The organism is Streptomyces sp. HUAS MS02 (genome assembly GCF_055702265.1).
In genome coordinates this window covers 7,245,849-7,271,429 of sequence record NZ_CM146747.1, presented here as the reverse complement: position 1 = coordinate 7,271,429, position 25,581 = coordinate 7,245,849, and the positions used below count along the sequence as shown (strand labels likewise).

General features: G+C 72.1%; 25 protein-coding genes and 1 riboswitch. Of the genes, 12 read left to right on the top strand and 13 right to left on the bottom strand.

All coding sequences use genetic code 11. From position 1 onward, the window contains the following. Positions 1–182: 182 nt before the first annotated feature. From ACZ9QC_RS31265 to ACZ9QC_RS31255, 3 genes are all read right to left on the bottom strand, one after another. Positions 183–584 (bottom strand): DUF3040 domain-containing protein, encoded by a 402-nt coding sequence (locus tag ACZ9QC_RS31265; protein ID WP_472916162.1) that lies wholly within the window; start codon positions 582–584, stop codon positions 183–185. 288 nt (positions 585–872) lie between these two features. Next, entirely contained in the window at positions 873–1,643 is a 771-nt protein-coding gene (locus ACZ9QC_RS31260; RefSeq protein ID WP_472916161.1) for a methyltransferase, read from the bottom strand. A 131-nt stretch (positions 1,644–1,774) separates the two neighbouring features. After that, positions 1,775–2,314: an SAV_6107 family HEPN domain-containing protein gene (locus tag ACZ9QC_RS31255; protein ID WP_472916160.1), complete on the bottom strand. Its 540-nt coding sequence runs from the start codon at positions 2,312–2,314 to the stop codon at positions 1,775–1,777. Positions 2,315–2,490: 176 nt separating this feature from the next. On the opposite strand from ACZ9QC_RS31255, the gene ACZ9QC_RS31250 reads away from it, so the two are divergent. From ACZ9QC_RS31250 to ACZ9QC_RS31235, 4 genes are all read left to right on the top strand, one after another. Continuing rightward, the gene (locus ACZ9QC_RS31250) at positions 2,491–3,438 is read left to right on the top strand and encodes an ATP-binding cassette domain-containing protein (protein ID WP_472916159.1); all 948 of its coding nucleotides are present in this window, start codon (positions 2,491–2,493) and stop codon (positions 3,436–3,438) included. After that, entirely contained in the window at positions 3,410–5,494 is a 2,085-nt protein-coding gene (locus ACZ9QC_RS31245; protein ID WP_472916158.1) for a YhgE/Pip family protein, read from the top strand. The genes ACZ9QC_RS31250 and ACZ9QC_RS31245 overlap by 29 nt, the downstream gene beginning before the upstream one ends. A gap of 53 nt (positions 5,495–5,547) precedes the next feature. Continuing rightward, entirely contained in the window at positions 5,548–6,180 is a 633-nt protein-coding gene (locus ACZ9QC_RS31240) for a TetR/AcrR family transcriptional regulator (RefSeq protein ID WP_184895177.1), read from the top strand. A 392-nt stretch (positions 6,181–6,572) separates the two neighbouring features. Continuing rightward, positions 6,573–8,087, top strand: coding sequence for a phytoene desaturase family protein (locus ACZ9QC_RS31235; protein WP_472916157.1), 1,515 nt, complete (start codon positions 6,573–6,575; stop codon positions 8,085–8,087). A 40-nt stretch (positions 8,088–8,127) separates the two neighbouring features. Here the strand turns inward: ACZ9QC_RS31235 and ACZ9QC_RS31230 are convergent, their stop codons facing one another. The 6 genes from ACZ9QC_RS31230 to ACZ9QC_RS31205 form a co-directional block, all read right to left on the bottom strand. Further along, positions 8,128–9,072: an SCO2102 family sporulation regulator gene (locus ACZ9QC_RS31230; RefSeq protein WP_472916156.1), complete on the bottom strand. Its 945-nt coding sequence runs from the start codon at positions 9,070–9,072 to the stop codon at positions 8,128–8,130. 56 nt (positions 9,073–9,128) lie between these two features. Beyond that, complete coding sequence (gene metF / locus ACZ9QC_RS31225) at positions 9,129–10,052, bottom strand: methylenetetrahydrofolate reductase [NAD(P)H] (RefSeq protein ID WP_472916155.1); 924 nt, start codon at positions 10,050–10,052, stop codon at positions 9,129–9,131. 124 nt (positions 10,053–10,176) lie between these two features. After that, entirely contained in the window at positions 10,177–10,821 is a 645-nt protein-coding gene (gene thiE / locus ACZ9QC_RS31220; RefSeq protein WP_472916154.1) for a thiamine phosphate synthase, read from the bottom strand. Between the two features lie 165 nt (positions 10,822–10,986). After that, entirely contained in the window at positions 10,987–11,352 is a 366-nt protein-coding gene (locus ACZ9QC_RS31215) for an Rv2175c family DNA-binding protein (protein WP_190208348.1), read from the bottom strand. 53 nt (positions 11,353–11,405) lie between these two features. Next, a complete protein-coding gene (locus tag ACZ9QC_RS31210) occupies positions 11,406–12,635 on the bottom strand; it encodes an NAD(P)/FAD-dependent oxidoreductase (RefSeq protein WP_472916153.1) in 1,230 nt (409 codons plus the stop codon). A gap of 32 nt (positions 12,636–12,667) precedes the next feature. Continuing rightward, positions 12,668–13,024 carry an avidin-fold protein gene (locus ACZ9QC_RS31205; RefSeq protein WP_472916152.1) on the bottom strand — a complete coding sequence of 119 codons (357 nt, stop codon included), beginning with the start codon at positions 13,022–13,024 and terminating at the stop codon, positions 12,668–12,670. Between the two features lie 52 nt (positions 13,025–13,076). Continuing rightward, positions 13,077–13,188: riboswitch (TPP riboswitch) on the top strand. Here ACZ9QC_RS31205 and thiO point away from each other — a divergent pair. The 5 genes from thiO to ACZ9QC_RS31180 all read left to right on the top strand — a co-directional run bounded on the left by thiO (position 13,186) and on the right by ACZ9QC_RS31180 (position 18,479). Continuing rightward, entirely contained in the window at positions 13,186–14,361 is a 1,176-nt protein-coding gene (thiO, locus tag ACZ9QC_RS31200) for a glycine oxidase ThiO (RefSeq protein ID WP_472916151.1), read from the top strand. It overlaps the preceding riboswitch by 3 nt. A gap of 14 nt (positions 14,362–14,375) precedes the next feature. Further along, positions 14,376–14,576, top strand: coding sequence for a sulfur carrier protein ThiS (thiS, locus tag ACZ9QC_RS31195; protein ID WP_184898624.1), 201 nt, complete (start codon positions 14,376–14,378; stop codon positions 14,574–14,576). Between the two features lie 4 nt (positions 14,577–14,580). Further along, complete coding sequence (locus ACZ9QC_RS31190) at positions 14,581–15,375, top strand: thiazole synthase (protein ID WP_472916150.1); 795 nt, start codon at positions 14,581–14,583, stop codon at positions 15,373–15,375. A gap of 163 nt (positions 15,376–15,538) precedes the next feature. After that, complete coding sequence (pknB, locus tag ACZ9QC_RS31185) at positions 15,539–17,458, top strand: Stk1 family PASTA domain-containing Ser/Thr kinase (protein WP_472916149.1); 1,920 nt, start codon at positions 15,539–15,541, stop codon at positions 17,456–17,458. Positions 17,459–17,525: 67 nt separating this feature from the next. Then, positions 17,526–18,479, top strand: coding sequence for a deoxyribonuclease IV (locus ACZ9QC_RS31180; RefSeq protein WP_472916148.1), 954 nt, complete (start codon positions 17,526–17,528; stop codon positions 18,477–18,479). A 66-nt stretch (positions 18,480–18,545) separates the two neighbouring features. Here the strand turns inward: ACZ9QC_RS31180 and ACZ9QC_RS31175 are convergent, their stop codons facing one another. Continuing rightward, positions 18,546–19,193: a sulfite oxidase-like oxidoreductase gene (locus ACZ9QC_RS31175; protein ID WP_184895153.1), complete on the bottom strand. Its 648-nt coding sequence runs from the start codon at positions 19,191–19,193 to the stop codon at positions 18,546–18,548. A 174-nt stretch (positions 19,194–19,367) separates the two neighbouring features. On the opposite strand from ACZ9QC_RS31175, the gene bfr reads away from it, so the two are divergent. Beyond that, complete coding sequence (gene bfr / locus ACZ9QC_RS31170; protein ID WP_469073048.1) at positions 19,368–19,847, top strand: bacterioferritin; 480 nt, start codon at positions 19,368–19,370, stop codon at positions 19,845–19,847. A gap of 25 nt (positions 19,848–19,872) precedes the next feature. Here bfr and ACZ9QC_RS31165 read toward each other — a convergent pair whose 3' ends face one another. From ACZ9QC_RS31165 to ACZ9QC_RS31155, 3 genes are all read right to left on the bottom strand, one after another. Then, the gene (locus tag ACZ9QC_RS31165) at positions 19,873–20,106 is read right to left on the bottom strand and encodes a (2Fe-2S)-binding protein (protein WP_045555342.1); all 234 of its coding nucleotides are present in this window, start codon (positions 20,104–20,106) and stop codon (positions 19,873–19,875) included. Positions 20,107–20,279: 173 nt separating this feature from the next. After that, positions 20,280–21,629: a class II 3-deoxy-7-phosphoheptulonate synthase gene (locus ACZ9QC_RS31160; protein ID WP_184895149.1), complete on the bottom strand. Its 1,350-nt coding sequence runs from the start codon at positions 21,627–21,629 to the stop codon at positions 20,280–20,282. Positions 21,630–21,723: 94 nt separating this feature from the next. Further along, positions 21,724–23,265: a hypothetical protein gene (locus ACZ9QC_RS31155; RefSeq protein ID WP_472916147.1), complete on the bottom strand. Its 1,542-nt coding sequence runs from the start codon at positions 23,263–23,265 to the stop codon at positions 21,724–21,726. Between ACZ9QC_RS31155 and ACZ9QC_RS31150 the strand changes: the two genes are divergently transcribed. Next, entirely contained in the window at positions 23,255–23,392 is a 138-nt protein-coding gene (locus ACZ9QC_RS31150) for a trp operon leader peptide (protein ID WP_215454699.1), read from the top strand. The genes ACZ9QC_RS31155 and ACZ9QC_RS31150 overlap by 11 nt on opposite strands. A 129-nt stretch (positions 23,393–23,521) precedes the next feature. After that, positions 23,522–25,399, top strand: a complete 1,878-nt coding sequence (locus ACZ9QC_RS31145; protein WP_472921863.1) for an anthranilate synthase family protein — start codon at positions 23,522–23,524, stop codon at positions 25,397–25,399. The last annotated feature ends 182 nt before the right edge of the window (positions 25,400–25,581 follow it).

The window sequence follows — 25,581 nt, the reverse complement described above, 5'->3', positions numbered from 1 at the left end:
CGATGGCCGGTGGTCGGCGGTCGGCGGTCGGTCGCCGGTCTGCCCCGCACATGCAGCCTCTGAGGGACGCGCACTGATGGGCGGGCGTTCGCGTGCGGGCATGCTCGAAGGGTGACCGCCGCCGGGGTGGTCACCCTTCGTCCGTATTCAGCTGTGGCTGTCGGGTCGGCGTATCGGCCGGCTCAGTGGCCGCCCTGCTCGTCACGACGGCGCTGCCAGCGCTGTTCGATTCGGTCCATCATGGAGCGGCGCTGTCGCGGCTGCCGACCCGCACCGGCGGAACCTGCGGCACCGGCGGGCTGCTCACCCGGCTTGGGGGCCTTGCGCCAACCGGTGACGGCGAGCACGGCGCAGCCCAGCATGACGAGGAATCCCACCACGCTGACCCAGATCTGCTGTGCGACCATTCCGGCCATGAGGAGCGCGATACCCACCAGAAAGCCCGCGACCGCCTGGTAGACCCGCCGCCGGGTGTACGTACGCAGCCCGCTTCCCTCAAGCGCTGACGCGAACTTGGGATCTTCGGCGTACAGCGCTCGCTCCATCTGCTCGAGCATGCGCTGCTCGTGCTCTGAGAGCGGCACGGAGTCCTCCTCATCGTGCGGTCGCCGGGGCGACCCGGGGGGTCCTCTTCAGGATAGGCAGGGAATCGCCCCCTTGAAACCCGCCCCTCTACGCCAATTCGCCAACCGGAACCCGCCATGGCACCCCGACTCGCTGAAGTGTGAATTCCCCAGCGAACGGCCCGTCATGCCGGAACGGTCTCCCTCGATCATACGGCTCCGAGCGCCCGATCGGGGGGCCTGTGGCGTACTCCATCCGCCGCCGAGCCCCTGATCAGCGGGGCGGGCTCGTCCGCCGCGGGAGACGGCTCAGGACTCGGCGGCCCCTCGCGTCTCCCCGAGCACATGAAGTTGGGTGGCCACGGAGTGGAAGGCGGGCAGCTCGGCGGCCGCCGCCTCCAGCTGGAGCAGGGCGTCCAGGGCGCCGGGCTCGGTGTCGACGAGCACCCCGGGGACGAGGTCGGCGAAGACCCGGACGCCGTGCACGGCGGCGACCTGGAGGCCCGCGCCCTCGACCAGGGCGGTGAGCTGTTCGGCGGTGAAGCGGTGGGGAACCGGATCACCCTCGCCCCAGCGTCCGTTCGGGTCGGCGAGCGCCTGCCGCGCCTCCTTGAAGTGCCCGGCGAGGGCGCGGGCGAGCACGGCGCCGCCGAGACCAGCGGCGAGCAGGCTCAGGACGCCCTCGGGGCGCAGCGCGGCCACCGCGTTGCCGATGCCCTCGGCGGGGTCGTCCACGTACTCCAGGACGCCGTGGCAGAGCACGGCGTCGTACCCGCCGCGCTCGACGACGTCGAAGAGGCCGTGGGCGTCGCCCTGGACGCCCCGGACGCGGTCGGCGACGCCGGCCTCGGCGGCCCTCCGCTCCAGCGCGAACAGCGCGTTCGGGCTGGGGTCGACGACGGTGACCCGGTGGCCCAGGCGGGCGGCGGGCACCGCGAACCTGCCGCTGCCGCCCCCGGTGTCCAGTACGTCGAGCGACTCACGCCCGGTCGCCTTCACCCGGCGGTCGAGGGCGTCCTGGAGGACCTCCCAGACCACGGCGGTACGGAGAGAGGCGCGGGGGCGCATCGGGTCCGACACGGCAGTTGACTCCTCGGCGCGGCACCGCCTGGTGTGCGGCGGAGCGATGGGCTTGCGTCTCCGTCGGACCGGTGGCCGTGACGGAGGGTGCTGGTGCCCCCAACCCTAATGGGCGGCGCCGCGACGGTCGCTCAGCCCGCGTCCGGGACCTCCGGGCCGCTGTCCTGGCGGGGTTGGGGCAGCACCGGCTGGAGCACCAGCATCCGTTCGACCAGGCGCAGGAACATCGCCACGTCGCGTATGAGGTCGTCGGCGTCGCGGGCGCTGGCCGCGCCCTGGATGCCGGCCTCCGCGCGGGCCCGGCGGGCTGCGCCGGAGGCGAACAGCGCGCTCCACTCGGCGAGTTCGGGCGCTATCTCGGGGAGCACTTCCCAGGCGCTCCGGATCCTGGCCCGGCGCTTCGGGGTCGGTTCGGGGCGGCCCCTGGCGGCGAGCACCGCGGCGGCGGTGCGCAGGGCCGCGAGGTGGGCGGTGGCGTACCGCTCGTTGGGCGTGCGGAGTCCGGACGCCTCTTCGAGTCCGGAGCGGGCCTGGGCGAGCAGGTCGAGGGCGGCGGGCGGGGCCGTCGCCCGGCGCAGCACGGGGTGCACGTCGCTCGCCGGGCCGGTCAGTGAGGGGGCAGGGCCGGTGGCGCGGCGCCGGTTGGCGGCTGCTGCGTGGTAGCTGGCCATGACGAACCTCCTGTCGTCTGCGGACGGCACGCTCTGTCGCGAGGTGCCGTATGTGCCCATCGTGAGGTATGCCACTGACAATCCGTTCTGACCTGCGCTTTTGCTTCGTTCAAAGGTTCGGAGTAGTTTTTGCACTGACCAGTCAGTTCAAAGGCGGGGCAGAGGGGTTTCGGGGCATGGCAGAGGCAGGGGAAGCGGACCCCGGGCGGGGGGCGGCTCGCGCGGTTGCCCTCGGCGCGGAGGGGTTCGGGCTCAAGGGGCCGCGCGGCTGGGCCTTCCGGGGCGTCGGGTTCGACGCGGAGGCCGGCTCGCTGGTCGCGATCGCGGGGCCGTCCGGGTCGGGGCGGACGTGTCTGCTGCTCGCGCTCACCGGCCGGATGAAGCCGAGCGAGGGCCGGGCCACGGTCGGCTCCCTGCACCTGCCGAAGCGCATGGCGGCCGTACGCCGCGTCAGCGCCCTCGCCCACGTCCCCGGGGTGACGGACCTCGACCCGGCCCTGACCGTCGAGGAGCACCTGCGTGAACGGGCGCTGATGCAGCGGCGGTTCGACGGCACCGTGCGCGGGCTGCTGCGCTCCCGGGCCGATCGCGACGCCGAACTGAAGGACCGGATCGAGGCCGCCGCGACCGCCGCCGGGCTCGACCGCGAGGCGCTCCCCAAGGCCTCCCGGACGGCCGTGCGCGACCTCGACCGGATGGAGGCCCTGCGGTTGTCGGTCGCCCTCGCCCTCGTCGGCCGGCCCCGGCTGCTCGGCGTCGACGACACCGACCTGAAGCTCTCCGACGCCGAACGGACGGAGATGTGGGCCCTGTTGACGTCCCTCACCGAGTCCGGGCTCACGGTCGTGGCGGTGTGCAGCGAGGCCCCGGAGGGCGCCGTCGTGGTCTCGACGACGCCCGGGGAACCGGGGAGCGACAAGGGTCCCGGAGAAGAGCGCACCGGCGACGAAGGCTCCGAGGTCGAGCAGGACGAGCAGGTCGAGCGATCCGACAGCCGGACCAGCGACAGTCGGACGGGCGACCACCAGAACAGCGGTCGCAAGACCACCGACGACAAGACATCCGACGACACATCCGACGACGAGGAGACGGCCGATGCGCTCGCCGAAACTGGCCGCGCTTGAGCTCAGGCGGTTCGGCCGGGGGAAACTGCCGCGCGCCGCGCTGGTCTCGCTCCTGCTGCTGCCGCTGCTGTACGGCGCCCTGTACCTGTGGTCCTTCTGGGACCCCTACGGCCGCCTGGACCGCATCCCCGTGGCGCTGGTCAACGACGACCGGGGCGCGTCGGTCGGCAAGCAGCGGCTGACCGCGGGCGAGGACATCGCCAAGGGGCTGCGGGAGAGCGACACCTTCGAGTGGCACCGGGTGAGCGCCGCCGAGGCCCGCGCGGGCGTCGAGGACGGCACGTACTACCTGTCGCTGACGATGCCGAAGGACTTCAGCGAGCGGATCGCGTCCAGTTCGGGGGACGTGCCGGAGACGGGCGCCCTCCAGGTGCGGACGAACGACGCGAACAACTACATCGTCGGCCAGATCTCCCGGACGGTGTTCTCGGAGGTGCGGACGGCGGCGTCGACGAAGGCCTCGCGGTCGTTCCTGGACCGGATCTTCATCTCGTTCTCGGACATCCACGGCAAGACCGAGGAGGCGGCGGACGGCGCCGACGACCTCAAGGGCGGTATCGACAAGGCGGAGCAGGGCTCCAAGGACCTCGCGGACGGGCTGCGGACGGCCAAGGAGGGCAGCGGCAAGCTGTCCGGCGGGCTGAAGGACCTGGACGAGGGCGCGGGTGATCTGGAGGACGGTGCCCAGCAGGTCGCGGACGGCACCGGGAAGCTCGCCGACAAGGTGGGCGCCGCGGCCGACCAGGTGCGGCCCTTCCTGAAGGAGAACGGCGACACGATCGCCGACACCGCCACCCTGGTCGCCGACTCGGCGGCCACGATCCGGGGCCGCCTCGACGCGTTCGTGAAGACGGCGCCGGCCGCCGCCACCGGCACCCGTACCGCCGCCGACACCCTGGACGACGTCCACGAGCGCCGCTGCGAGAAGGCCGCCCTGCCCGACACGGCCTGCGCGGACCTGGAGAAGGCGAAGGACGCGGCGGCGGAGGCTGCCACGCTCGCCGAGGACGTCAACACCGTGGTGAAGAACTACGACGGTGACATGAAGGCCTTCGACAAGGACCTGCGGAACCTGGAGAAGCAGGCCCGCGCCCTCGCGAAGGCGGCGCCCACCCTCTCCACCGACCTGGACAACGCCGTCGCCAAGATCGACGCGCTCGACAAGGGCGCCACGAAGGTCGCCAAGGGGGCGAAGACGCTGCACACCGGCCTCGGCACCGCCAGGACCGGCGCGGAGCACCTCGACACCGGCGTCGGCGACCTGAAGACGGGCGCGGTCGACCTCAAGGGCGGCATGTACAAGCTGGCCGACGGCTCCGGCAAGCTCGCGGGCGGTCTGCACGAGGGAGCCGAGCGGATCCCCGACTACGACGAGCGGGACCGCGACCAGCGCACCGAAGTGATGGCCGATCCCGTGCAGTTGGCCACCAGGGACCTGCACAAGGCGCCCAACTACGGCACCGGCTTCGCCCCGTACTTCATCCCGCTCTCCCTGTGGGTGGGCGCGATGGTGGCGTACATGCTGATCCAGCCGCTCAACCGGCGGGCCCTCGCGGCGGGTGCCTCGGCGTGGCGGATCGCGCTGGCGGGCTGGCTGCCGGTGGCGGCGCTGGGCGTGCTGCAGACGGTCGCGCTGATGGCGGTGCTGCACTGGGCGGTCGGCCTGCAGATGGCACGGGCGGCCGGGACGGTGGGCTTCCTGTTCCTGGTGACGGCGTGCTTCGCGGCGATCGTGCAGTGGCTCAACGCGCGCTTCGGGGCGGCGGGCCGGATCCTCGTCCTCGCCTTCCTGATGCTCCAGTTGACGTCCGCGGGCGGCACCTACCCCGTGCAGACCAGCCCCGACTTCTTCAACGCGGTCCACCCCTTCCTGCCGATGAGCCATGTCGTCGACGCCCTCAGGCGGTTGATCACGGGCGGCGGTCTGGGCCCGGTGTGGCAGGCGTGCGCGGTGCTGGTGGCCTTCACCGTCGGCGCCCTCGCGCTGACCGCGCTGTCGGCCCGCCGCAAGCAGGTGTGGACCCTGGACCGGCTGCACCCGGAGTTGAGTCTGTGACCCCGCACCGCATTGTTCCCGCGCACAGCACGGTTCCTGTGACAATCAGGGCCATGGAAAGCAGCAACGCCCCCGGCGGCGCAGGCGGGGGCCGCCGCGAGGCGACCCGGCAGAAACTCTACGAAGCGGCCGTCACCCTCATCGCGGAGCAGGGGTTCTCCGCCACCACGGTGGACGAGATCGCCGAGCGCGCCGGAGTCGCCAAGGGCACGGTCTACTACAACTTCGCGAGCAAGTCGGTCCTCTTCGAGGAGCTGCTGCGGCACGGCGTGGAACTGCTCACCGCCTCCCTCCGCGAGGCGGCCGAGCGGACCGCGAAGGAGGGCGGCAGCAGAGTCGACTCGCTGGACGCGATGATCCGGGCCGGGCTCGTCTTCATCGACCGCTACCCGTCCTTCACCCAGCTGTACGTGGCCGAGCTGTGGCGCACCAACCGGGCCTGGCAGTCCACGCTGATGGTCGTCCGGCGGGAGGCGGTCGCCGTCGTCGAGGGGGTGCTCCGCGACGGCGTCGAGGGCGGCGAGCTGAGCGACGAGATCGACGTCGGCCTGACGGCGTCGGCCCTGGTCGGCATGGTCCTGGTCGCCGCGCTGGACTGGAAGGCCTTCCAGCCGGAGCGCTCCCTGGACGACGTCCACGCGGCGCTGTCCCGACTGCTGCAGGGCCGCGTGAGCGGGAACGGCTGACCGGGCCGGGCGGAAACGAGAGCGCCGGTCCGGACTGGCCGCGTCCCCCGCGGGCCACCTCGAACCGGCGCTTCCCCGTTCCCCCGTACTCCCCCGTGCCTCGCTCCCGCCGACTCGCGTCGACGGAAGGAGCGGTAAGAGCGCGAGAGCCGTTCCGCCGCCCCGTGTCGGCGGTACCGGAGCCGCGCCCCTTCCCGTGCCTCCACTCTCTCGTTCTCGCAGGTGGGAGCCCATCCGTACGGGTACTCATCTCACCGCATGGGTACGCGTACTCAGCCCTGCGCACTCACCCCCACCCCACGCCGTTGCCGACTGGTGACGATCGCGCCCGCGCAGGTACTCCCACAGGGCGGCGCAGCCGCCTCCAAAGGGCGGCCGATAAGGTCGCTCACATGGCAAGAATCGCGGTGATCGGCGCCGGTCTCGGCGCGATGGCAGCCGCTGCCCGGCTGGCCGTCGCGGGCCACCGCGTGGTGGTGCACGAGAGCACGACGACCTACGGCGGCGCCCTGGGCCGCTTCGAACGCGACGGCTTCGCGTTCGACACGGGACCGGGTCTGCTGCCGCTCCCCGCCGTGCACCGCGATCTGTTCCTCAAGACCGGCAAGGAGCCGCTGGAGAAGTACGTCGACCTGGTCCAGGTCGACCCCGCGGCCCGGCACGTCTTCGCGGACGGCACCGACCTCCTGCTGCCGGGCGCCTCCCGCGCGGGCGTGGTCGCCACCCTGAACTCCGCGCTCGGCCCGGGCGCCGGTGACCGCTGGGGCGACTTCCTGGTGCGGGCCCGCGAGGCCTGGGACCGCACCCGGCGGCCCCTTCTGGAGGAGCCGCTGTGGTCCGACTGGAAGGTCCTGGCCGAGCGCGAACCGTACCCCTCCGTCCCCCACCGGCGGCTGCTGCGCACCCGCCGCGCCGCAACCCTCGCCGAGGTCGGCGCGTGGGAGCTGCGCGACCCCCGGCTCACGGCGCTGCTGGAGAGCCACGCCCTCGCGTACGGCCTTGACCCGAGGAGCGTCCCGGCGAGCGCGGCGGTCCTGCCCTATCTGGAGCACGCCTTCGGGACCTGGTACGTCCGGGGCGGTCTGCGGGAGTTGGCGCGGGCGCTGTACGAGCGGTGCCTGGCCCGCCGGGTCGAGTTCGTCTTCGGCATCGAGGTCACCGGGATCGTCGAGAAGGACGGCCGGGCGGCCGGGGTGGAGCTGGCGGACGGCGCGGTGGCCGAGGCCGACGTCGTGGTCGCGGGGGTCGCGCCCGAGGTGCTGGGCCGCCTGGCGCGGCGGTCGGTCGTACGGGGTGCCGGCGAGGTGCAGGCCCAGCGCGGGGCGACGAGCCGGCTGACCGTGCTGCTGGCGCTGCGCGGGGGCCGTCCCGAGGGCGCGGCGCACCGGACGGTGGTGCATGCGGAGGATCGTGACGCCGAGCTGGACCTGCTCTTCGGCCCGTCACGCGGGACGGTCGCCCGGCCCACGGTGACGGTGCTGCGCCCCGACGATCCGGCACTGGTCCCGGACGCCGACCACGAGGCGGTCACGGTCACGTGCGCGGTCCCCGCCGGACCCGAGAGCGGCGACGCGGAGTCGGAGGACTTCGACGTGTCGGCCGAGCGGCTCGTCGCCGCCGCCGAGCGTGCCGTCCCCGACCTGCGCAAGCGTCTGCTGTGGAGCGAGGTGCGCACCCCGGCCGACATCGCGCGGGCGACCGGTGCGGAGGGGGGCGCGGTCCCGGCGCCGGCGCTCGCCGCGGCGGACGGGCGATGGCTGCACCCGTCCAACACCACCGCGCTGCCGGGCCTGTTCACCGTGGGCGGCTGGTCCCACCCCGGCGGCGGTCTTCCGCACGCCGGGATGTCGGGCGCGCTGGTGGCGGGACTGATCGTCGAGGGACCGGACTTCCGCGGCTCCCAGTGATGAGGCTCAGCGGGACCGGAGCAGGTGCCGGGCGGATCCTTCAGAAACGGTACTGCTGCTCGTCGTAGCCGTTCTGGCCGTTGCCGTTGCCCTGGTACGGGTACTGCTGGTCCGACGGGAGGTCCGAGCCGAACGGGTCGTCGGTGGTGCGCTGCTGCGGGACCCAGACGCCGCCGGGCGGGGTCTCGCCGCCGTAGCCGCCGTTGCCGTACTGGTCCTGGCCGTAGCCCTGTTGCTCGTACGCCTGCTGCCCGTAGGACTGGTCGTAGGAGGCCGTGGCGTCGTACGTCTGGGTGCCGATGTACGGGTCGGAGTAGGCGGCGTACTGCTGCTGCGACGGGTCGTAACCGTACTGCTGCTGGTCGTAGCCGTAGTAGGCGAAGGCCTCGTCCTGCGCGGCCTGGTCGGCGGTCGCCTGCCGCTGGCCGGTGGCGCCCGCGTAGGCGTTGTCGTCGCCGTAGATGCCGTAGGTGTTGGTGTCGTCCGGCATGGGTTCCGGGGAGTAGACGGGGGCCGGCCCGGCCGCGGAGGGCGTGGACTGCGGGCGGACGAACACGTCGTCGTCGCGGTCGTCGAGTAGGTCGTCGCTCTGGGCGTAGGTTCCGGCGGCGGTGGTCTCCAGGTCCGTGACCTCCAGGGTCGGGTCCTGGCGGTCCGGTTCGCCGCGTCGGCGCTTCTTCTTGGCCGCCTTGGGCAGCCGGCCGCCGTCCTCACCGTCGCCCTCGCCGGAGCGCGGGCGGACGGCCCAGCCGGCCTCGAAGCCGCGCCGGAACGACAGCGTCACGTACGTCTGCCCGACCGCGAAGGCGATCGCACCCAGCCCGATGACGATCACGCTGGGGATGAGGACACCGAGGACGACACCCAGGAAGCCGGCGAAGGCGAGCAGACGCCAGCGCAGCCGCGCCTTGTACTGCAGCAGCACCTCGCCCAGCAGCCACAACGCGACGACGCCGAACGCGATGTAGAGGACCGCCCAGCCCATGTACGCCCCTCTCCCTGTAGCCGCTACGCAGTGTGTCGTACGCGAGTGCGACCGGTCTAGGCCCGTGGTGGATGGTGCAGGCCCAGGTTCTCGTAGATTTCCAGAGTCGCGGTGGAGTTGTTCAGGGTGATGAAGTGAAGTCCGGGGACTCCCTCGTCCAGCAGCCTCGCGCAGAACTCCGTGGCGAACTCGATGCCAATGGAGCGTACAGCGGCCGGATCGTCTTTGGCTGTGACGATCCGCTCTTTCAGGGCGTTCGGGATGGCGGCGTTGCTGAGTTTCGGCAACCGTTCCAGCATCTTCACGCTGGTGACGGGCATGACCTCGGGAATCACGGGGGTTTCGCAACCGGCCCTCGCGACCGCGTCCCTCAGACGCAGGTACGAGTCGGGGTGGAAGAACATCTGGGTGATCGCGTAGTCGGCGCCCGCCCGGCACTTGTCGACGAAGCGCGCCACGTCACTGTCCCAGTCCGGGGAGCGCGGGTGCATCTCCGGGAAGGCCGCCACGCCCACGCAGAAGTCGCCCGACTCCTTGATGAGGTGGACGAGTTCGGCGGCGTAGGTCAGGCCCTGCGGGTGCGCGACCCACTCGGCCATCGGGTCGCCGGGCGGGTCGCCCCGGACGGCCAGGATGTTGCGGATGCCGGCGTCCGCGTACTGGCCGATGATGTTCCGCAGTTCGGCGACGGAGTGGCTGACCGCGGTGAGGTGGGCCACCGGCGTGAGGGTGGTGTCGGAGGCGATCTGCTCGGTCGCCTTCACCGTGCCGGCCCGGGTGGAGCCGCCCGCGCCGTACGTCACGGAGACGAAGCTGGGCGCGACCGCCTCGATCCTGCGGAGGGCGTTCCAGAGGTTCCGCTCGCCCTTCTCCGTCTTGGGTGCCCAGAACTCGAAGGAGAAGGTGGTTTTGCCCGTGGCGAGCATGTCACGCACGGTCCGTGCGCGGTCCGTCCGGGTCGAAGCGGTTCCTAGGGCCATACGGGCAGGTTAGTCAGGTCGGAGCGGTCCCCCAACCAAACCGGTATCTTTTGTCCTTTTTGTCGACCTGTTGTCCACGCCTTGGACAGCCGTGGACGCGGGCGCGGCCCTGCCGGCCGGCCGGCTAGAGCGCGCGCAGCCGCTTGGTGAACTCCGCCGCGGCGGCTCCCGGGTCGTCGGCCTCGGTGATCGCCCGGACGACCACCACCCGCCGGGCACCCGCCTCGACCACCTCGTCGAGATTGCCGAGGTCGATGCCGCCGATGGCGAACCAGGGCCGGTCGGTGGCGAGGGCGGCGGTGTACCGGACGAGGTCCAGGCCGGGGGCGTGACGGCCGGGCTTGGTGGGGGTGGGCCAGCAGGGGCCCGTGCAGAAGTAGTCCACGCCCTCCTGGACGGCCGCGGCGGCGGCCTCCTCCTCGGCGTGGGTGGAACGGCCGATGAGCACGTCGGTGCCGAGGACGGCGCGGGCGGCGGGGACCGGGAGGTCGCCCTGGCCGAGGTGCAGCACGTCCGCGCCGATGGCGTGGGCGACGTCCGCGCGGTCGTTGACGGCGAGCAGCTTGCCGTGCCGGCGGCAGGCGTCCGCGAAGACCTGGAGGTGCTCCAGCTCCTCGGCGGCCTCCATGCCCTTGTCGCGGAGCTGCACGATGTCCACGCCGCCCGCGAGGACCGCGTCCAGGAACCGCGGGAGGTCGCCCTGGAGCTTGCGGGCGTCCGTGCAGAGGTAGAGCCGGGCGTCGGCGAGCTGTGCGGCGGCGTCGGGCATGGGTGCGTCCCCCGTTGGCGTGCGTGATCGGTGCGGCGTACGGGACGCGACCCTCGCGGGCCCCGGCTCCCGTACGCCGTACAAGCGGCTCTGCTGCGAACTTCCGGGAGGTGTCCCCCGGAGTCTCCGGTCAGTCTGTGTGTCTGGTGCCTCAGGTGTTTCCGGTCAGACGGCGAGCGCCTGGGCGCGGCGCTTCACCTCCGTGCCGCGATTCTCGCTCAGGGCCTGGGCCGGGGTGCCGGGCAGGCTGGGGTCCGGAGTGAAGAGCCACTCCAGCATCTCTTCGTCGGTGAAGCCGTCGTCCCTCAGCAGGGTCAGGGTGCCGGTCAGGCCCTTGACCACCTTGTCTCCGTCGATGAAGGCGGCGGGGACGTGCAGTGCGCGGTTCTCACCACGGCGTACGGCGATGAGCTGGCCTTCCTTCACCAGCTGCCGCACGCGGGTCACCTCGACGTCCAGCATCTCTGCGATGTCGGGGAGGGTCAGCCACGCGGGGACGAGAGCATCGATCTTTGCGTCAATCTCGGTCACGTCTCCAAGACTGCCATCTGGGACTGACAGTGGGTAGCCGAGCCGCCTCCGGCCTACGCCGTCGCCGCCTTCAGGGGCCTCGCCGGGTCCTCCAGCAGCAGCGGGTCCATCGGGGTGCCCGCCTCGATCAGGCGGCGGCCCTGGGCCAGGTCTCGGGGGCGGCCCACGGCCAGCAGGGCGACCAGCCGGGTCTCCCGGAGCCAGCACACCGACCAGGCGGCTCCGGTCGGGTCGCCGCGCCGGACCATGGTGTCGGCGCGGGCGTGGTCCCCGGCGTACTGGACGAACCGCCCGAACTGCTCGGACCAGAAGTACGGGACGGGGTCGTAGGGCTCGGGGGTCTCGCCGACGATGTTCGCCGCGACCGTGCGGGGGCCCTGGAGGGCGTTGTCCCAGTGGTGGACGAGCAGACGCCGGCCGTACCTGCCCGAGGGGAAGGAGGCGCAGTCGCCGACGGCGTAGACGTCCGGTGCGGAGGTGCGCAGATGGTCGTCGGCGACCACCTCGCCGTGGGCGCCGAGCTCGATGCCGGAGTCCTTCAGCCAGGCCGTGGCGGGGCGCGCGCCGATGCCGACGACGACCGCGCCCGCCGGGACCCGGGTGCCGTCGTCCAGTACCACCGTCCCGGGCTCGACGCGCGCCACGCGCGCGTGGGTGCGCAGGGTGGCGCCGCTGTCGGCGTACCAGGCGGTCATCGGGGCGGCCACCTCCGCCGGGAGCGCGCCCGCGAGCGGGCGGTCCGCCGCCTCGACGACCGTCACCGCGCAGCCCGCCTCGCGCGCGGCCGTGGCGAACTCCGCGCCGATCCAGCCCGCGCCCACGACCACGATGTCGTGCTGCCGTGCCAGCACCGGCCGCAGCCGCTCGGCGTCGTCCAGGGTGCGCAGCAGATGCACCCCGGGCACCCCCTCGACGCCCGGCAGCCGGACCGGTTCGGCGCCGGTCGCGACGACGAGGACGTCGTACGGGACGGGCCCGGCGGCCGTGTCGAGTTCGTGGTCGGCGGGGCGCAGGCCGGTGACCTCGCGGCCCAGCCGGAGGTCGATGCCGAGCGCCTCGAAGTCGACGTCGAAAGCGGAGCCCTCGGCGTTGCCGAGCAGGACGGCCTTGGAGAGCGGCGGCCGGTCGTACGGCTGGTGCGGCTCGGCGCCCAGGAGGGTCACGTCGCCGGTGAAACCCTGTTCCCGCAGGGCGACCGACGTCTGCACGCCCGCCATGCCCGCGCCCACCACGACGACGCGCCGCGCCGGTGATCCGCCCCTCAGCTGCGTCTGCTCGCTCACCCGATCACCATAGACAACTGATATTCGGTCAGTCAGGGGGTGGGATCCGCCGACTCGACCTGCTCCACCACGCTCGTCCCGCTGCCGGGCCGTGACTCCCACTCCCAGGTCTCCTCCAGCCGGACCCGCCCGTCGGGCAGTTCGACGACGAGGGACACGCAGTGCCCGGAGGCAGTGGTCCCGTCGGTCTTCAACTGCACGTAACGGAAGTCCAGCCGGTCCCCCGCGCGCGTGCCCACGAGCCGGCCGCGCACGACGTCGCCGCCCGCGTAGTCGGCCCAGATCTCGCCGTCCTTCTCGTGGTACGTGAACCGGGTGCGGGTGCCCACCTGACCTGGGGCTTGGTCGGCGACGGGGGCGAGGACGAGACCGTCGAGCGAGCGGGCCATGGGCATGGGCTCCCTTACTGGGACGAACGGCGGGGGCTAGGGTGGGCCACCGTAGAGCACTCGCGGGAGCCCGGACGCACCGGGCTGAGAGGGAGGCTGGCGGCCTCCGACCGTACGAACCTGATCCGGGTCATGCCGGCGAAGGGAGGGGCTGGACGCCCATGTCGCGTACGCACACGTCAGACGTCCTCGTCGTGGGGGGCGGCATCATCGGTCTCGTCACGGCGTGGCGGTCCGCGCAGCGCGGGTGCGCCACGGCCGTGGTCGATCCCGAGCCCGGCGGCGGGGCCGCGCGGGTGGCGGCCGGGATGCTCGCCGCCGTGACCGAACTGCACTACGGCGAGCAGACGCTGCTGGGGCTCAACCTGGAGTCCGCGCGCCGCTATCCGGACTTCGCCGCCGAGCTGACCGAGGTCACCGGCCTCGACCTCGGCTACCGCCGCTCGGGCACCCTCGCCGTCGCGCTCGACGCCGACGACCGCGCCCATCTGCGCGAACTGCACGCCCTGCAACGCCGCTCGGGCCTCGACTCGGAGTGGCTGAGCGGACGGGAGTGCCGTCGCCTGGAACCGATGCTCGCGCCGGGCGTGCGCGGCGGACTGCGGGTCGACGGGGACCACCAGGTCGACCCGAGGCGGCTCTCCGCGGCCCTGGTGGCGGCCTGCGAACGCGCCGGGGTGATGTTCCACCGGGCTTGGGCCGAGGAGCTGTCGGTGGCCCGGGAGCGGGCCACGGGCGTCCGCACCGGCGCGGGCGACCGGCTGGACGCCGGGCACACCGTCCTCGCCGCGGGCAGCCTCAGCGGGCGGCTCGCCGGCGTCCCGGCCGAAGTGCGGCCACCGGTGCGGCCGGTGAAGGGACAGGTGCTGCGGCTGACCGTGCCGAAGCCGTACGCGCCCTTCCTGAGCCGTACCGTGCGGGCCGTGGTGCGCGGCAGCCAGGTCTATCTGGTGCCGCGCGAGAACGGCGAACTCGTCGTCGGCGCGACCAGCGAGGAACAGGGCTGGGACACGACGGTCACCGCGGGCGGGGTGTACGAACTGCTGCGGGACGCCCACGAACTCGTCCCCGGGATCACCGAACTGCCGCTCACCGAGACCCGCGCGGGACTGCGCCCCGCCTCCCCCGACAACGCCCCGCTCCTCGGCCCGAGCGGGCTGGAGGGCCTGCTCCTCGCGACGGGCCACTACCGCAACGGGGTGCTTCTCACGCCGGTCACCGGGGACGTCCTGGCCGAGGTGCTGACCACCGGTGAACTGCCGGCGGAGGCACGCGACTTCACCCCCCTGCGGTTCCGCGCCGGCGCGGCCCGCGAACTCCTGGAGCAGCCCGTATGAGCACCACCGGGACCGTGACCGTGTCCGTCAACGGGGAGCGGCGGCAGATCGCCCCCGGCACGGCCCTCGACGCGATCGTGCGGACGCTCACGCCGTCCGTCTCCGGTGTCGCCGCCGCCCTCAACGAAACCGTCGTCCCGCGCGCGCGGTGGACGACCACCGCCCTCGCCGAGGGGGACCGTGTCGAGGTCCTCACCGCCGTCCAAGGAGGCTGATCCCATGGCAGACGACCCCTTCGTCCTCGGCGGTACGACCTACGCGTCCCGCCTGATCATGGGCACCGGCGGCGCGAGCGGCCTGGACGTCCTGGAGCGCGCGCTGGTGGCCTCCGGCACGGAGCTGACCACGGTCGCGATGCGCCGGGTCAACGCCGACGTGCACGGCTCGGTCCTGTCGGTGCTCGACCGGCTCGGCATCCAGGTGCTGCCCAACACGGCCGGCTGCTTCACGGCGGGCGAGGCCGTGCTGACGGCCCGCCTCGCGCGTGAGGCGCTCGGTACGTCCCTGGTCAAGCTGGAGGTCATCGCCGACGAGCGCACTCTGCTGCCGGACCCGATCGAACTGCTCGACGCCGCCGAGACGCTCGTCGACGACGGTTTCACGGTGCTGCCGTACACGAACGACGACCCCGTGCTCGCGCGCAGGCTGCAGGACGTGGGCTGTGCCGCGATCATGCCGCTCGGGTCGCCCATCGGCTCCGGGCTCGGCATCCGCAACCCGCACAACTTCCAGCTGATCGTCGAGCACGCGCGCGTGCCGGTGATCCTGGACGCCGGCGCGGGCACCGCGTCGGATGTCGCGCTCGCGATGGAGCTGGGGTGCGCGGGCGTCATGCTGGCCTCCGCCGTGACCCGGGCGCAGGAGCCGGTCCTGATGGCCGAGGGCATGCGGCACGCGGTGGAGGCCGGACGGCTGGCGTACCGGGCGGGCCGTATCCCCCGCCGTCACTTCGCGGAGGCCTCGTCCCCCGGCGAGGGACTGGCGCGGCTGGATCCGGAGCGCCCGGCGTTCTGAGGCGTAGATCACGCCGCTCCGGCCCTCACTCGAACGGTCGAACGAGTTCCGTCGGAGACCCGCTCGTCACAGCCCTCCGGGCTCGGTCACAGCTCTGCTGCAGTGTGTCTCTCGGGTCACGGGACCCATGGGCCTGTCGGCGACGGCTCGTACACTCACCTGCGTGGACACGACCCTTCAGGACCCGCTTGTCGGCCAGGTGCTCGACGGCCGGTATCGAGTCGAGGCGCGGATCGCGGTCGGCGGGATGGCCACGGTCTACCGGACCGTGGACACCCGCCTCGACCGCGTGCTCGCGCTCAAGGTGATGCATCCGACGCTGGCCGCGGACCGGACGTTCGTCGAGCGGTTCATCCGGGAGGCGAAGTCGGTGGCCCGGCTCTCCCACCCGAACGTGGTGGGGGTCTACGACCAGGGCACCGACGGCTCGTACGTCTACCTCGCGATGGAGTACGTCGCCGGCTGCACCCTGCGTGACGTGCTGCGCGAGCGGGGGGCGCTGCAGCCCCGCGCCGCACTGGACATCCTGGAGCCGGTGCTCGCCGCGCTGGGCGCCGCGCACCGCGCCGGGTTCGTGCACCGGGACATGAAGCCGGAGAACGTGCTGATAGGGGACGACGGCCGGGTCAAGGTCGCCGACTTCGGGCTCGTCCGGGCCGTGGACACCGTCACCAGCACGACCGGCGCCGTCCTCGGCACCGTCTCCTACCTCGCCCCCGAGCAGCTGGAGCACGGCACGACCGACACCCGTGTGGACGTGTACGCGTGCGGCGTGATGCTCTACGAGATGCTCACCGGCGGCAAGCCGCACGCCGGCGACTCCCCCGCGCAGGTGCTCTACCACGCGCTCCACGACGACGTGCCGCCCCCGTCGGCGGCGGTGCCGGGGCTGCCCTACGACCTGGACGCGCTGGTCGCCTCGGCGACCGCCCGCAATCCGGAGCTGCGGCCGTACGACGCCGTGGCACTGCTCGCGCAGACGCTGGAGGCGCGGGCGGCGCTGAGCGCCGAGCAGCTGGACGCGGTGCCGCCGCAGGCGATAGCCGGCGGCCACGACACCGCCGAGGACCGGACGAGCGTGATCCCGCGTTCGCTGGCCGTGTCGCGGTCGGTGGGACTCGATCCCGACGAGCGGTTGCACCGCACCAGCCGGTTCGACGCGCCTGTGCCGCCGCCCCGGCGCACCCGCGCCTCCGCCGCGCCCCGGCGCGGGCTGTGGGCGGTCGTCGTCGCCGTGGTGCTCGTCCTGGGCGTGGGCGGCGGCGTCTGGTACATCAACTCGGGTCAGTTCACGCAGGTCCCAGCCGTGTTGCAGCAGAGCGAGGCGGACGCCACGAAGCGGCTGGAGAGCGCCGGGCTGGACGTCGACGTCGAGCGGGCGTTCAGTGACACCGTCAAGCGCGGCAGGGTGATCGGCACCGACCCGGCGCCCGGCGAGCGCATCCGGGACAACGACACCGTGACGGTGACGATCTCCAAGGGCCCGCAGACCGTGAAGGTGCCGGATCTGCAGGGTTACCGGCTGGATGTCGCGAAGACCAAACTGAAGGACGCCGGGCTCGAACCCGGCGTGGTGACGCGGGAGTTCAGCGACGAGGTCATCAGGGGGCAGGTGATCAGCACCCAGCCGGGGGCGGGCACCGAGATCTCGTCCGGCGCGGCGGTCAGGATCGTAGTCAGCCGGGGCGCCCCGGTGGAGGTGCCCGACGTGTCGGGCTCGTCGGTCGCGGACGCCACCGCCGAGCTGGAGCAGGCGGGCCTGAAGGTGAAGTTCGCCTCCGGGCGGGTCAACTCCGAGTTCGACAAGGGGCTCGTGGCCGAGCAGGCCCCCGGGGCGGGCAAGCAGGTCGGCCAGGGCGACACCGTCACGCTGACGCTCTCCAAGGGGCCCGTGATGGTCGAGGTCCCCGACGTCGTGGGCGACAGCGTCGACGAGGCGACCCAGCGGCTCAAGGACGCCGGTTTCGAGGTCGAGGAGGACCGGGGGCTCCTCGGGCTCTTCGGCGACGAGGTCAGGAGCCAGTCCGTGGACGGCGGGGACACGGCGCCCAAGGGCTCGACCATCACCATCGAGATCCGCTGACGGACCGGCCCGGCCGTCGCCTCGAACCGGCGGCCGGGCACCTCGGACCGCATGACACCCTGGTGCGGTGAGCACTCAGCTGTCCCCCGGCCTCCCGGCCCCCACCCCCGGTCTCCCCGGCACCGCCCCCGGGCCGTCCGGAACCACCCCCGGTCCCGTCGGCCCTTCCCGCAACCCCGTCGGCGGCCATGTGCCCGTCGCCGGGGGTCTGAACTCCGTCGGGCTGACCTACGCCCGTGATCTGAAGGCCGAGACCGTCCAGGTCTTCGTCGCCAACCCGCGCGGCTGGGCGACCCCGGCCGGCAACCCCCGGCAGGACGAGGAGTTCCGCGCGGCCTGCGCCGAGGAGTCGATCCCCGCCTACGTCCACGCGCCGTACCTGATCAACTTCGGTTCGCACACCGAGGCGACGGCGGAGAAGTCCGTGGAGTCGATGCGGCACTCGCTGCGCCGGGGCCGGGAGATCGGCGCGCTCGGGGTGGTCGTGCACACGGGCAGCGCGACCGGCGGGCGGGACCGGTCCGTGGCACTCAAGCAGGTACGGGAGTATCTGCTGCCGCTGCTGGACGAGCTGACCCACGACGACGACCCGTACCTGCTGCTGGAGTCGACGGCCGGCCAGGGCGCCTCGCTGTGTTCCCGCACCTGGGACTTCGGGCCGTACTTCGAGGCCCTGGACGCCCACCCGAAGCTGGGGGTCTGTCTGGACACCTGCCACATCTTCGCCGCGGGCCACGACCTGACCGGGCCCGACGGCATGCACCGGACGCTGGACCTGCTGGTGGACACCGTGGGCGAGGGACGGCTGAAGCTGATCCACGCCAACGACTCCAAGGACGTGGTCGGCGCCCACAAGGACCGGCACGAGAACATCGGCTCCGGGCACATCGGCGAGGACCCGTTCCGCGCCCTGATGACCCACCCCGCCACGCGAGGCGTCCCGCTGATCATCGAGACCCCCGGCGGCAAGGAGGGCCACGCGGCGGACGTGGAGCGCCTGAAGAGGCTCAGGGACGGCTGACGCCACCGACACCTGATCACCGACGCCGGATCAGGTCCGCTCCGCCGACGGCCGCCGCGCCGGCCGTCAGAGCTCGGGGCCGTCGCCCGGTTCCTCCTGGTAGGAGTAGCGCTGTTCCTGCCAGGGGTCGCCGATGTTGTGGTAGCCGCGTTCCTCCCAGAAGCCGCGGCGGTCGGCGGTCATGTACTCGATGCCGCGGACCCACTTGGGGCCCTTCCAGGCGTACAGGTGGGGGACGACGAGGCGGAGGGGGAAGCCGTGCTCGGCGGTGAGGAGTTCGCCGTCCTTGTGGGTGGCGAAGATCGTGCGGTCGTCGGCGAAGTCGGCGAGGCGGAGGTTGGAGCTGAAGCCGTACTCCGCCCACACCATCACATGGGTGACCTCGGCGGCGGGCGGCGCGGTGTCCAGGATCGTACGGGCCGGGATGCCGCCCCATTCGGCGCCGACCATGCTGAACTTCGTCACGCAGTGCAGATCGGCCACGACCGAGGCGTACGGCAGGGCGGTGAACTCGTCGTGGGTCCAGGAGTGCTTCTCGCCGTCGGCGGTGGCACCGAAGACCCGGAAGTCCCAGCGCTCGGGACGGAACTTGGGGACGGGCCCGTAGTGGGTGACCGGCCAGCCGCGCTGGAGCCGCTGTCCCGGCGGAAGCTGCGACGACGCGGCGTTCTCAGATGCGCGATCTCCTGATTCGCGTTCCACCGGCTGACCCATGACTCCATCCTGACAGACCCCGAGTGGTGCACATGACCAGGGCCCACCCGAGCCGGACATTTAGAACTAAGGCTGCACTTACTTACTAAGCTTGCACTTACTGGACGATCTTCGACAGCGGTGCAATCATCGCGGCGCAACCTCCCAGTTCCCCGCTTGGAAGGAGCCTCTGCGATGCAGGGCGACCCCGAGGTCATCGAATTCCTCAACGAGCAGCTGACCGCGGAGCTCACCGCGATCAACCAGTACTTCCTGCACGCGAAGATGCAGGAGAACTTCGGCTGGACGAAGCTCGCGAAGTACACGCGGCACGAGTCGTTCGACGAGATGAAGCACGCGGAGGTGCTCACCGACCGGATCCTGTTCCTGGACGGGCTGCCGAACTACCAGAGGCTGTTCCACGTCCGGGTGGGCCAGACGGTCAAGGAGATGTTCGAGGCCGACCGGATGATCGAGGTCGAGGCGATCGATCGCCTCAAGCGCGGTATCGAGGTGATGCGCAACAAGGGCGACATCACCTCGGCGAACATCTTCGAGTCGATCCTCGAGGACGAGGAGCACCACATCGACTACCTGGACACCCAGCTGGAACTGCTGGAGAAGCTCGGTGAGGCGCTCTACATCGCGCAGCTGATCGAACAGCCCGAGAGCTGAGCCGGGCGGCAGCCCGGGAACCGGGTCAGGCCGCTTCCTCGAGTTCGGTGAAGACCGACTCGCCCTGGTCGGCCGACTCACGGCGCGGGCACGCGCCCCGGCCGAGGATCGCCTGGATCCGCCGGACGCAGGAGCCGCAGTCCGTGCCCGCCTTGCACGCGGACGCGATCTGGCGAGGGGTGCAGGCGCCGTCCGCCGCATGCTTCTTGACCTGCTGCTCGGTGACGCCGAAGCAACTGCAGACGAACACGCGGTTCACCTCCCGCCGGGATCGATTGGTGACGCCATCCCGATGATCGGTGAGGCTAACCTAACCTTACCCGGCGGGCCGATGACGCAAAAGTGGAGTGGGGCGCGGATCGTATGTGATCCGCGCCCCACGTCATGCCCTGTCACGCACCCGTAACAGGCGCACCCGCTGTTGATCTCCTACTAGTCCCGGTACAGCTCCGCGACCAGGAACGCCAGGTCAAGCGACTGGCTGCGGTTGAGCCGGGGGTCGCACGCGGTCTCGTAGCGCTGGTGCAGGTCGTCGACGAAGATCTCGTCGCCGCCGCCCACGCACTCGGTGACGTCGTCGCCGGTGAGCTCCACGTGGATGCCGCCCGGGTGGGTGCCCAGACCCTTGTGGACCTCGAAGAAGCCCTTGACCTCGTCGAGCACGTCGTCGAAGCGGCGGGTCTTGTGGCCGGAGGCGGCCTCGAAGGTGTTGCCGTGCATCGGGTCGGTCACCCAGGCCACGGTGGCGCCGGACGCGGTGACCTTCTCGACCAGCTCGGGCAGCTTGTCGCGGACCTTGTCCGCGCCCATGCGCACGATGAAGGTGAGACGGCCGGGCTCGCGGTCCGGGTCGAGGCGCTCGATGTACTGCAGCGCCTCCTCGGCCGTGGTCGTCGGGCCGAGCTTGATCCCGATCGGGTTGCGGATCTTCGAGGCGAACTCGATGTGCGCGTGGTCCAGCTGCCGGGTGCGCTCACCGATCCACACCATGTGCGCCGAGACGTCGTAGAGCCGGCCGGTGCGCGAGTCCACGCGGGTCAGCGCCGACTCGTAGTCGAGCAGCAGCGCCTCGTGCGAGGAGAAGAACTCGACGGTGCGGAACTCCTCCGGGTCGGCCCCGCAGGCGTGCATGAAGTTCAGCGCGTTGTCGATCTCGCGGGCGAGCTGCTCGTAGCGCTGGCCGGACGGGGACGACTTCACGAAGTCCTGGTTCCAGGCGTGCACCTGCCGCAGGTCGGCGTAACCGCCGGTGGTGAAGGCGCGCACCAGGTTGAGCGTGGAGGCGGAGGCGTTGTACATCCGCTTCAGGCGCTCGGGGTCCGGGACGCGGGCGGCCTCGTTGAAGTCGAAGCCGTTGACGGAGTCACCGCGGTAGGTCGGCAGGGTCACGCCGTCGCGGGTCTCGGTGCCCTTCGAGCGGGGCTTGGAGTACTGCCCGGCGATGCGCCCGACTTTCACGACCGGCACGGAGGCCGCGTACGTGAGGACGGCACCCATCTGGAGCAGTGTCTTCAGCTTGTTGCGGATGTGGTCGGCCGACACGGCGTCGAAGGCCTCGGCGCAGTCGCCGCCCTGGAGGAGGAACGCCTCTCCCTTGGCGACGGACGCCATCCGGGCGCGCAGCTGGTCGCACTCGCCCGCGAAGACGAGCGGCGGATACGACTCGAGCTCCGCAACGACTGCGCGCAGAGCCTCGGTGTCGGGGTACTCGGGCTGCTGCGCCGCGGGCAGGTCTCGCCAGGTGTTGCCAGCGCTCGCGCTGGACTTAGCGTTCACGGTCACGACGTCCACATTACGGGGTCATGTCGGGCGTCCATCCCCTTGCTCATCAAGTGAGACGGACCCCGCTCGATCTGAGCGGGGTCCGCGGGGCGCCTCAGTGGAGGTCCATGACCGCGGGGTCGTCGAAGCCGACGGCGAAGACCGTGCGCAGGGAGAGGTTGGCCACGCCCTGGTAGCCGTCGCAGGCGTTGCGCCGCTCGTCGGCCTCCTCGACGGCCTCGAACTCGTGCGGGAAGCTCGCCCGCAGGGCGGTGCCGGCGCAGATGTGTTCGGTGAGTCCCCACAGCTCGTCCACGCGTGCCGAGCCGAGCCTCGGCCAGTGGCTCAGCGCCTGCGGCGTGCCGACCGCCCAGTTGCCGCTCGCGTGGGGCCGTCCGCCGACCGTGACGTTGCAGGCCGTCGGGGCGCGGGTGTCGCCGGTCCAGGTGCGGGAGAACACGGCGGGCTGGAGGGCGCAGCCCTTGTGGAAGGCGAAGTTCAGCAGCCCGGTGTCGTCGGTCCAGGTCATGCCGCCCTGCAGGCCGGTGTAGCGGGTCGCGGCGTACGCGTCGTGGATCACCGTTCTGCCGCCGGACATGTTCAGCAGCCCCGGATAGGTGGAGGCGCTGGTCGGATTGAGCTGGTAGCGCACGATCCGGGCGCCCGCGACACCGCCGTACCACTCGCCGGCGACCAGCTTGTACGGGCCGCCGCCGGTCTTGTCGAGGGAGAGCCAGGAGTAGCAGAGCGAGTCGGGGTCGGGGGCGCCGTCGACGGCGTCGTTGTCGCAGCCGCCGGAGGGCGGCGGGGAGGCCTGCCGGTAGTAGTGGGTCTGCGGCAGGACGTACGGATGGCCGCAGGCGCTCGACCGGCCGGAGACGCCGTCGATGCCGTACGTGTTGAGCCCGGAACCGTAGGTGTCGACCTTGCTCAGCTTGTTGACGTCGAAGACGCGGATGCCGCCGGTGGTGTCGGTGACGTAGAGGTGGTTGGCGTACCAGACGATGCCGCCGCCGTGGCCGGTGACGAACTTGAAGTTCTGGCCGCCCGAGGTCGGCTCGACGAGCAGGACGTGGCGGTACTTGAGCGTGTCGCGGTCGATGAGGGAGAGCCTGAGCAGGTTGTTGGTGCGGCACTTGTCGGCCGCCTCGACCGTGCCCGCGAGGTCGGTCCTGAAGGTCTTGTAGTGCCAGGCGACCGCCGTGACGCTCCTGCCCTGGATCGCGCCGTCGGCCCCGTCGGCGGTGCCGGTCGTGCTCATGCCCTGGGGCCACCAGCGGGGCGTGGTGTCGTCGCCGAGCGCGGCGGACCAGCACCAGGCGACCTTGCGGTCCACCGGCGGCAGCGCCTTGGTCTCGTCGCCGGCGCAGGCGCGCATCGAGCCCAGGTTCATGCCGGGGTCGGGCGCCCCCGCGGAATCCGTCGTGTACTCGGTGGTGACGACGTCGCCGAGGTCTGCGTCGGCCAGCCGGTCGGCGAGGGTGGTGGCGGCCGCCGCGGTGCTCGTGTCGGTCATCCTGAACAGGTCGCCGGTGAGCGTCAGTCGGGTCGTGGTCGGCGCGTCCGCGGCCGTCGCGGGGTGTCCGGTCAGCCCGGCGAGCAAGGCGGCCGTCGCCGTCACGAGGGCCAGGAGTCGCGTTCTCGGTATGTGGGGCACGCGTGATCCTAAGCCGACCACCAGGTGTCGATCATGTGAGTTTCCGGGTTTCTCCGGTAGGGTGCGGCGCATGTTCGCGCACTCGACCCAGAACTGGTGGTGGACCGCTCATCCGGCGGCCCACTGACTGCGCGTACGCAAGACTTCGCGAAGGCCGCCCGAGGGGCGGCCTTCGGTGTTTCCCGGGCCCGGCCGCTCCTCCCTGATCACGATCACGATCACCGCGACGACGGTGATCCTCAGGGAAGAGGAACCCATGGACCTGACCCGGCTCCTGTCCGACGACCGCCCGTTCGCCCTGCTGCGACGCCGTACCCCCGGCCTGCACGACCAGGACACGGTGGAGCTGCTGATCGGCCCGGTGACGACGTACGAGCGTCTCGCCGACCTCCCCGACGAGGGGCTGGCGCTCGTCCCCTTCCGGCAGATCCGGGAGCGCGGCTTCGACGTCCGCGACGACGGGACGCCGCTGTCGGTGCTGGTGCCGCAGGAGTCGTACGAACTGCCGCTGGAGCGGGCGCTCGCGGAGCTGCCCGCGCATGACGTCCGGGTCGAGGGCGGGGGCTTCGACGTGGGCGACGAGGAGTACGCGGAGATCGTCGGCCGGGTGCTGCGCGAGGAGATCGGGCGGGGCGAGGGCGCCAACTTCGTGATCCGGCGGACCTACGAGGGCACGGTCCCCGGCTTCGGCCGCGCCGACGCGCTCGCGCTGTTCCGGCGGCTGCTGGAGGGTGAGCGGGGGGCGTACTGGACGTTCGTGGTGCACACCGGGGAGCGCACGCTCGTGGGTGCCAGCCCCGAGGTGCATGTGCGGATGTCCGGCGGGACGGTGGTGATGAACCCGATCAGCGGGACGTACCGCTATCCGGCCGGGGGCCCCACCCCGGAGGATCTGCTGGCCTTCCTCGGCAACGGCAAGGAGATCGAGGAGTTGTCGATGGTCGTCGACGAGGAGCTCAAGATGATGTGCACGGTCGGCGACATGGGCGGGGTCGTGGTCGGACCCCGGCTGAAGGAGATGGCGCACCTGGCGCACACCGAGTACGAGCTGCGCGGGCGGTCCTCGCTGGACGTGCGGGAGGTGCTGCGGGAGACGATGTTCGCCGCGACGGTCACCGGCTCGCCGGTGCAGAACGCCTGCCGGGTGATCGAGCGGTACGAGCCCCTCGGGCGGGACGGTGTCGGGCGCGGGTACTACGCCGGGGCTCTGGCGCTGCTGGGGCGTGACGCGGGCGGTGCGCAGACCCTGGACTCGCCGATCCTGATCCGTACGGCCGACATCGCGGCGGACGGGCGGCTGAAGGTGCCGGTCGGGGCCACGCTCGTCCGGGGGTCGGACCCCGCGGGCGAGGTCGCCGAGACCCATGCGAAGGCGGCGGGGGTGCTGGCGGCGCTGGGGGTGCGGCCCGGGCGGCCGGAGCGGGAGCGGGTGCTGCCGGGACTGGCCGAGGACCCCCGGGTGCGGGCCGCGCTGGACGGGCGGCGTGCCTCGCTGGCGCCGTTCTGGCTGCGGATGCGGGAGCGGACGGGTGAGCTGACCGGGCACGCTCTCGTCGTCGACGCCGAGGACACCTTCACGGCGATGCTCGCGCATCTGCTGCGGTCGTCGGGGCTGGAGGTGACGGTACGGCGGTACGACGAGCCGGGGCTGCGGGAGAGTGTTCTCGCGCACGAGGGCGTGGTGGTGCTGGGGCCCGGCCCCGGGGACCCGTCGGACGGGGACGACCCCAAGATGCGGTTCCTGCGGTCGCTGACCGCCGAGGTGCTGCGGGGGCACCGGTACGGGGTGCTCGGGGTGTGCCTCGGGCACGAGCTGATCGCGGCGGAGCTGGGCCTGGGGATCGTACGGAAGGAGGTGCCGTACCAGGGGGCGCAGACGGAGATCGATCTGTTCGGGCGGACCGAGACCGTGGGGTTCTACAACAGCTTCGTGGCGCGGTGCGACGACGAGATGGCCGGGGAGCTGGCGGCGCGGGGGGTCGAGGTCAGCCGGGGTGGGGGCGGGGAGGTGCACGCGCTGCGGGGGGCCGGGTTCGCGGGGGTGCAGTTCCATCCGGAGTCGGTGCTGACGCTGGACGGGGTGAGTGTGGTGCGGGAGTTGGTGGCGGGGGTTCAGTCGCTGCGGGCGGTTTAAGGGTCGGGGGGTGGGTGGGTCTGGGGGTGCGTTGTCGGGCGCGGGCGGGTGGGGGCTGGTCGCGCAGTTCCCCGCGCCCCTGAAAAGCAGGGGCTGCCGCCCCGTGCTTTTCGGCCTGAAGGGCCGTAGGCCCTTAGGGGCGCGGGGAACTGCGCGAGAAGCCCCACCCACCCGCACCCGCC

Excerpts from the sequence above, each read along its gene's own strand:
- ACZ9QC_RS31255 (WP_472916160.1), bottom strand. The coding sequence starts at position 2,314 with ATGGCCAGCTACCACGCAGCAGCCGCCAACCGGCGCCGCGCCACCGGC.
- ACZ9QC_RS31250 (WP_472916159.1), top strand. The coding sequence starts at position 2,491 with ATGGCAGAGGCAGGGGAAGCGGACCCCGGGCGGGGGGCGGCTCGCGCG.
- ACZ9QC_RS31245 (WP_472916158.1), top strand. The coding sequence starts at position 3,410 with ATGCGCTCGCCGAAACTGGCCGCGCTTGAGCTCAGGCGGTTCGGCCGG.
- ACZ9QC_RS31240 (WP_184895177.1), top strand. The coding sequence starts at position 5,548 with ATGGAAAGCAGCAACGCCCCCGGCGGCGCAGGCGGGGGCCGCCGCGAG.
- ACZ9QC_RS31235 (WP_472916157.1), top strand. The coding sequence starts at position 6,573 with ATGGCAAGAATCGCGGTGATCGGCGCCGGTCTCGGCGCGATGGCAGCC.
- ACZ9QC_RS31230 (WP_472916156.1), bottom strand. The coding sequence starts at position 9,072 with ATGGGCTGGGCGGTCCTCTACATCGCGTTCGGCGTCGTCGCGTTGTGG.
- metF (WP_472916155.1), bottom strand. The coding sequence starts at position 10,052 with ATGGCCCTAGGAACCGCTTCGACCCGGACGGACCGCGCACGGACCGTG.
- thiE (WP_472916154.1), bottom strand. The coding sequence starts at position 10,821 with ATGCCCGACGCCGCCGCACAGCTCGCCGACGCCCGGCTCTACCTCTGC.
- ACZ9QC_RS31205 (WP_472916152.1), bottom strand. The coding sequence starts at position 13,024 with ATGGCCCGCTCGCTCGACGGTCTCGTCCTCGCCCCCGTCGCCGACCAA.
- thiO (WP_472916151.1), top strand. The coding sequence starts at position 13,186 with ATGTCGCGTACGCACACGTCAGACGTCCTCGTCGTGGGGGGCGGCATC.
- ACZ9QC_RS31190 (WP_472916150.1), top strand. The coding sequence starts at position 14,581 with ATGGCAGACGACCCCTTCGTCCTCGGCGGTACGACCTACGCGTCCCGC.
- ACZ9QC_RS31175 (WP_184895153.1), bottom strand. The coding sequence starts at position 19,193 with ATGGGTCAGCCGGTGGAACGCGAATCAGGAGATCGCGCATCTGAGAAC.
- bfr (WP_469073048.1), top strand. The coding sequence starts at position 19,368 with ATGCAGGGCGACCCCGAGGTCATCGAATTCCTCAACGAGCAGCTGACC.
- ACZ9QC_RS31150 (WP_215454699.1), top strand. The coding sequence starts at position 23,255 with ATGTGGGGCACGCGTGATCCTAAGCCGACCACCAGGTGTCGATCATGT.
- ACZ9QC_RS31145 (WP_472921863.1), top strand. The coding sequence starts at position 23,522 with ATGGACCTGACCCGGCTCCTGTCCGACGACCGCCCGTTCGCCCTGCTG.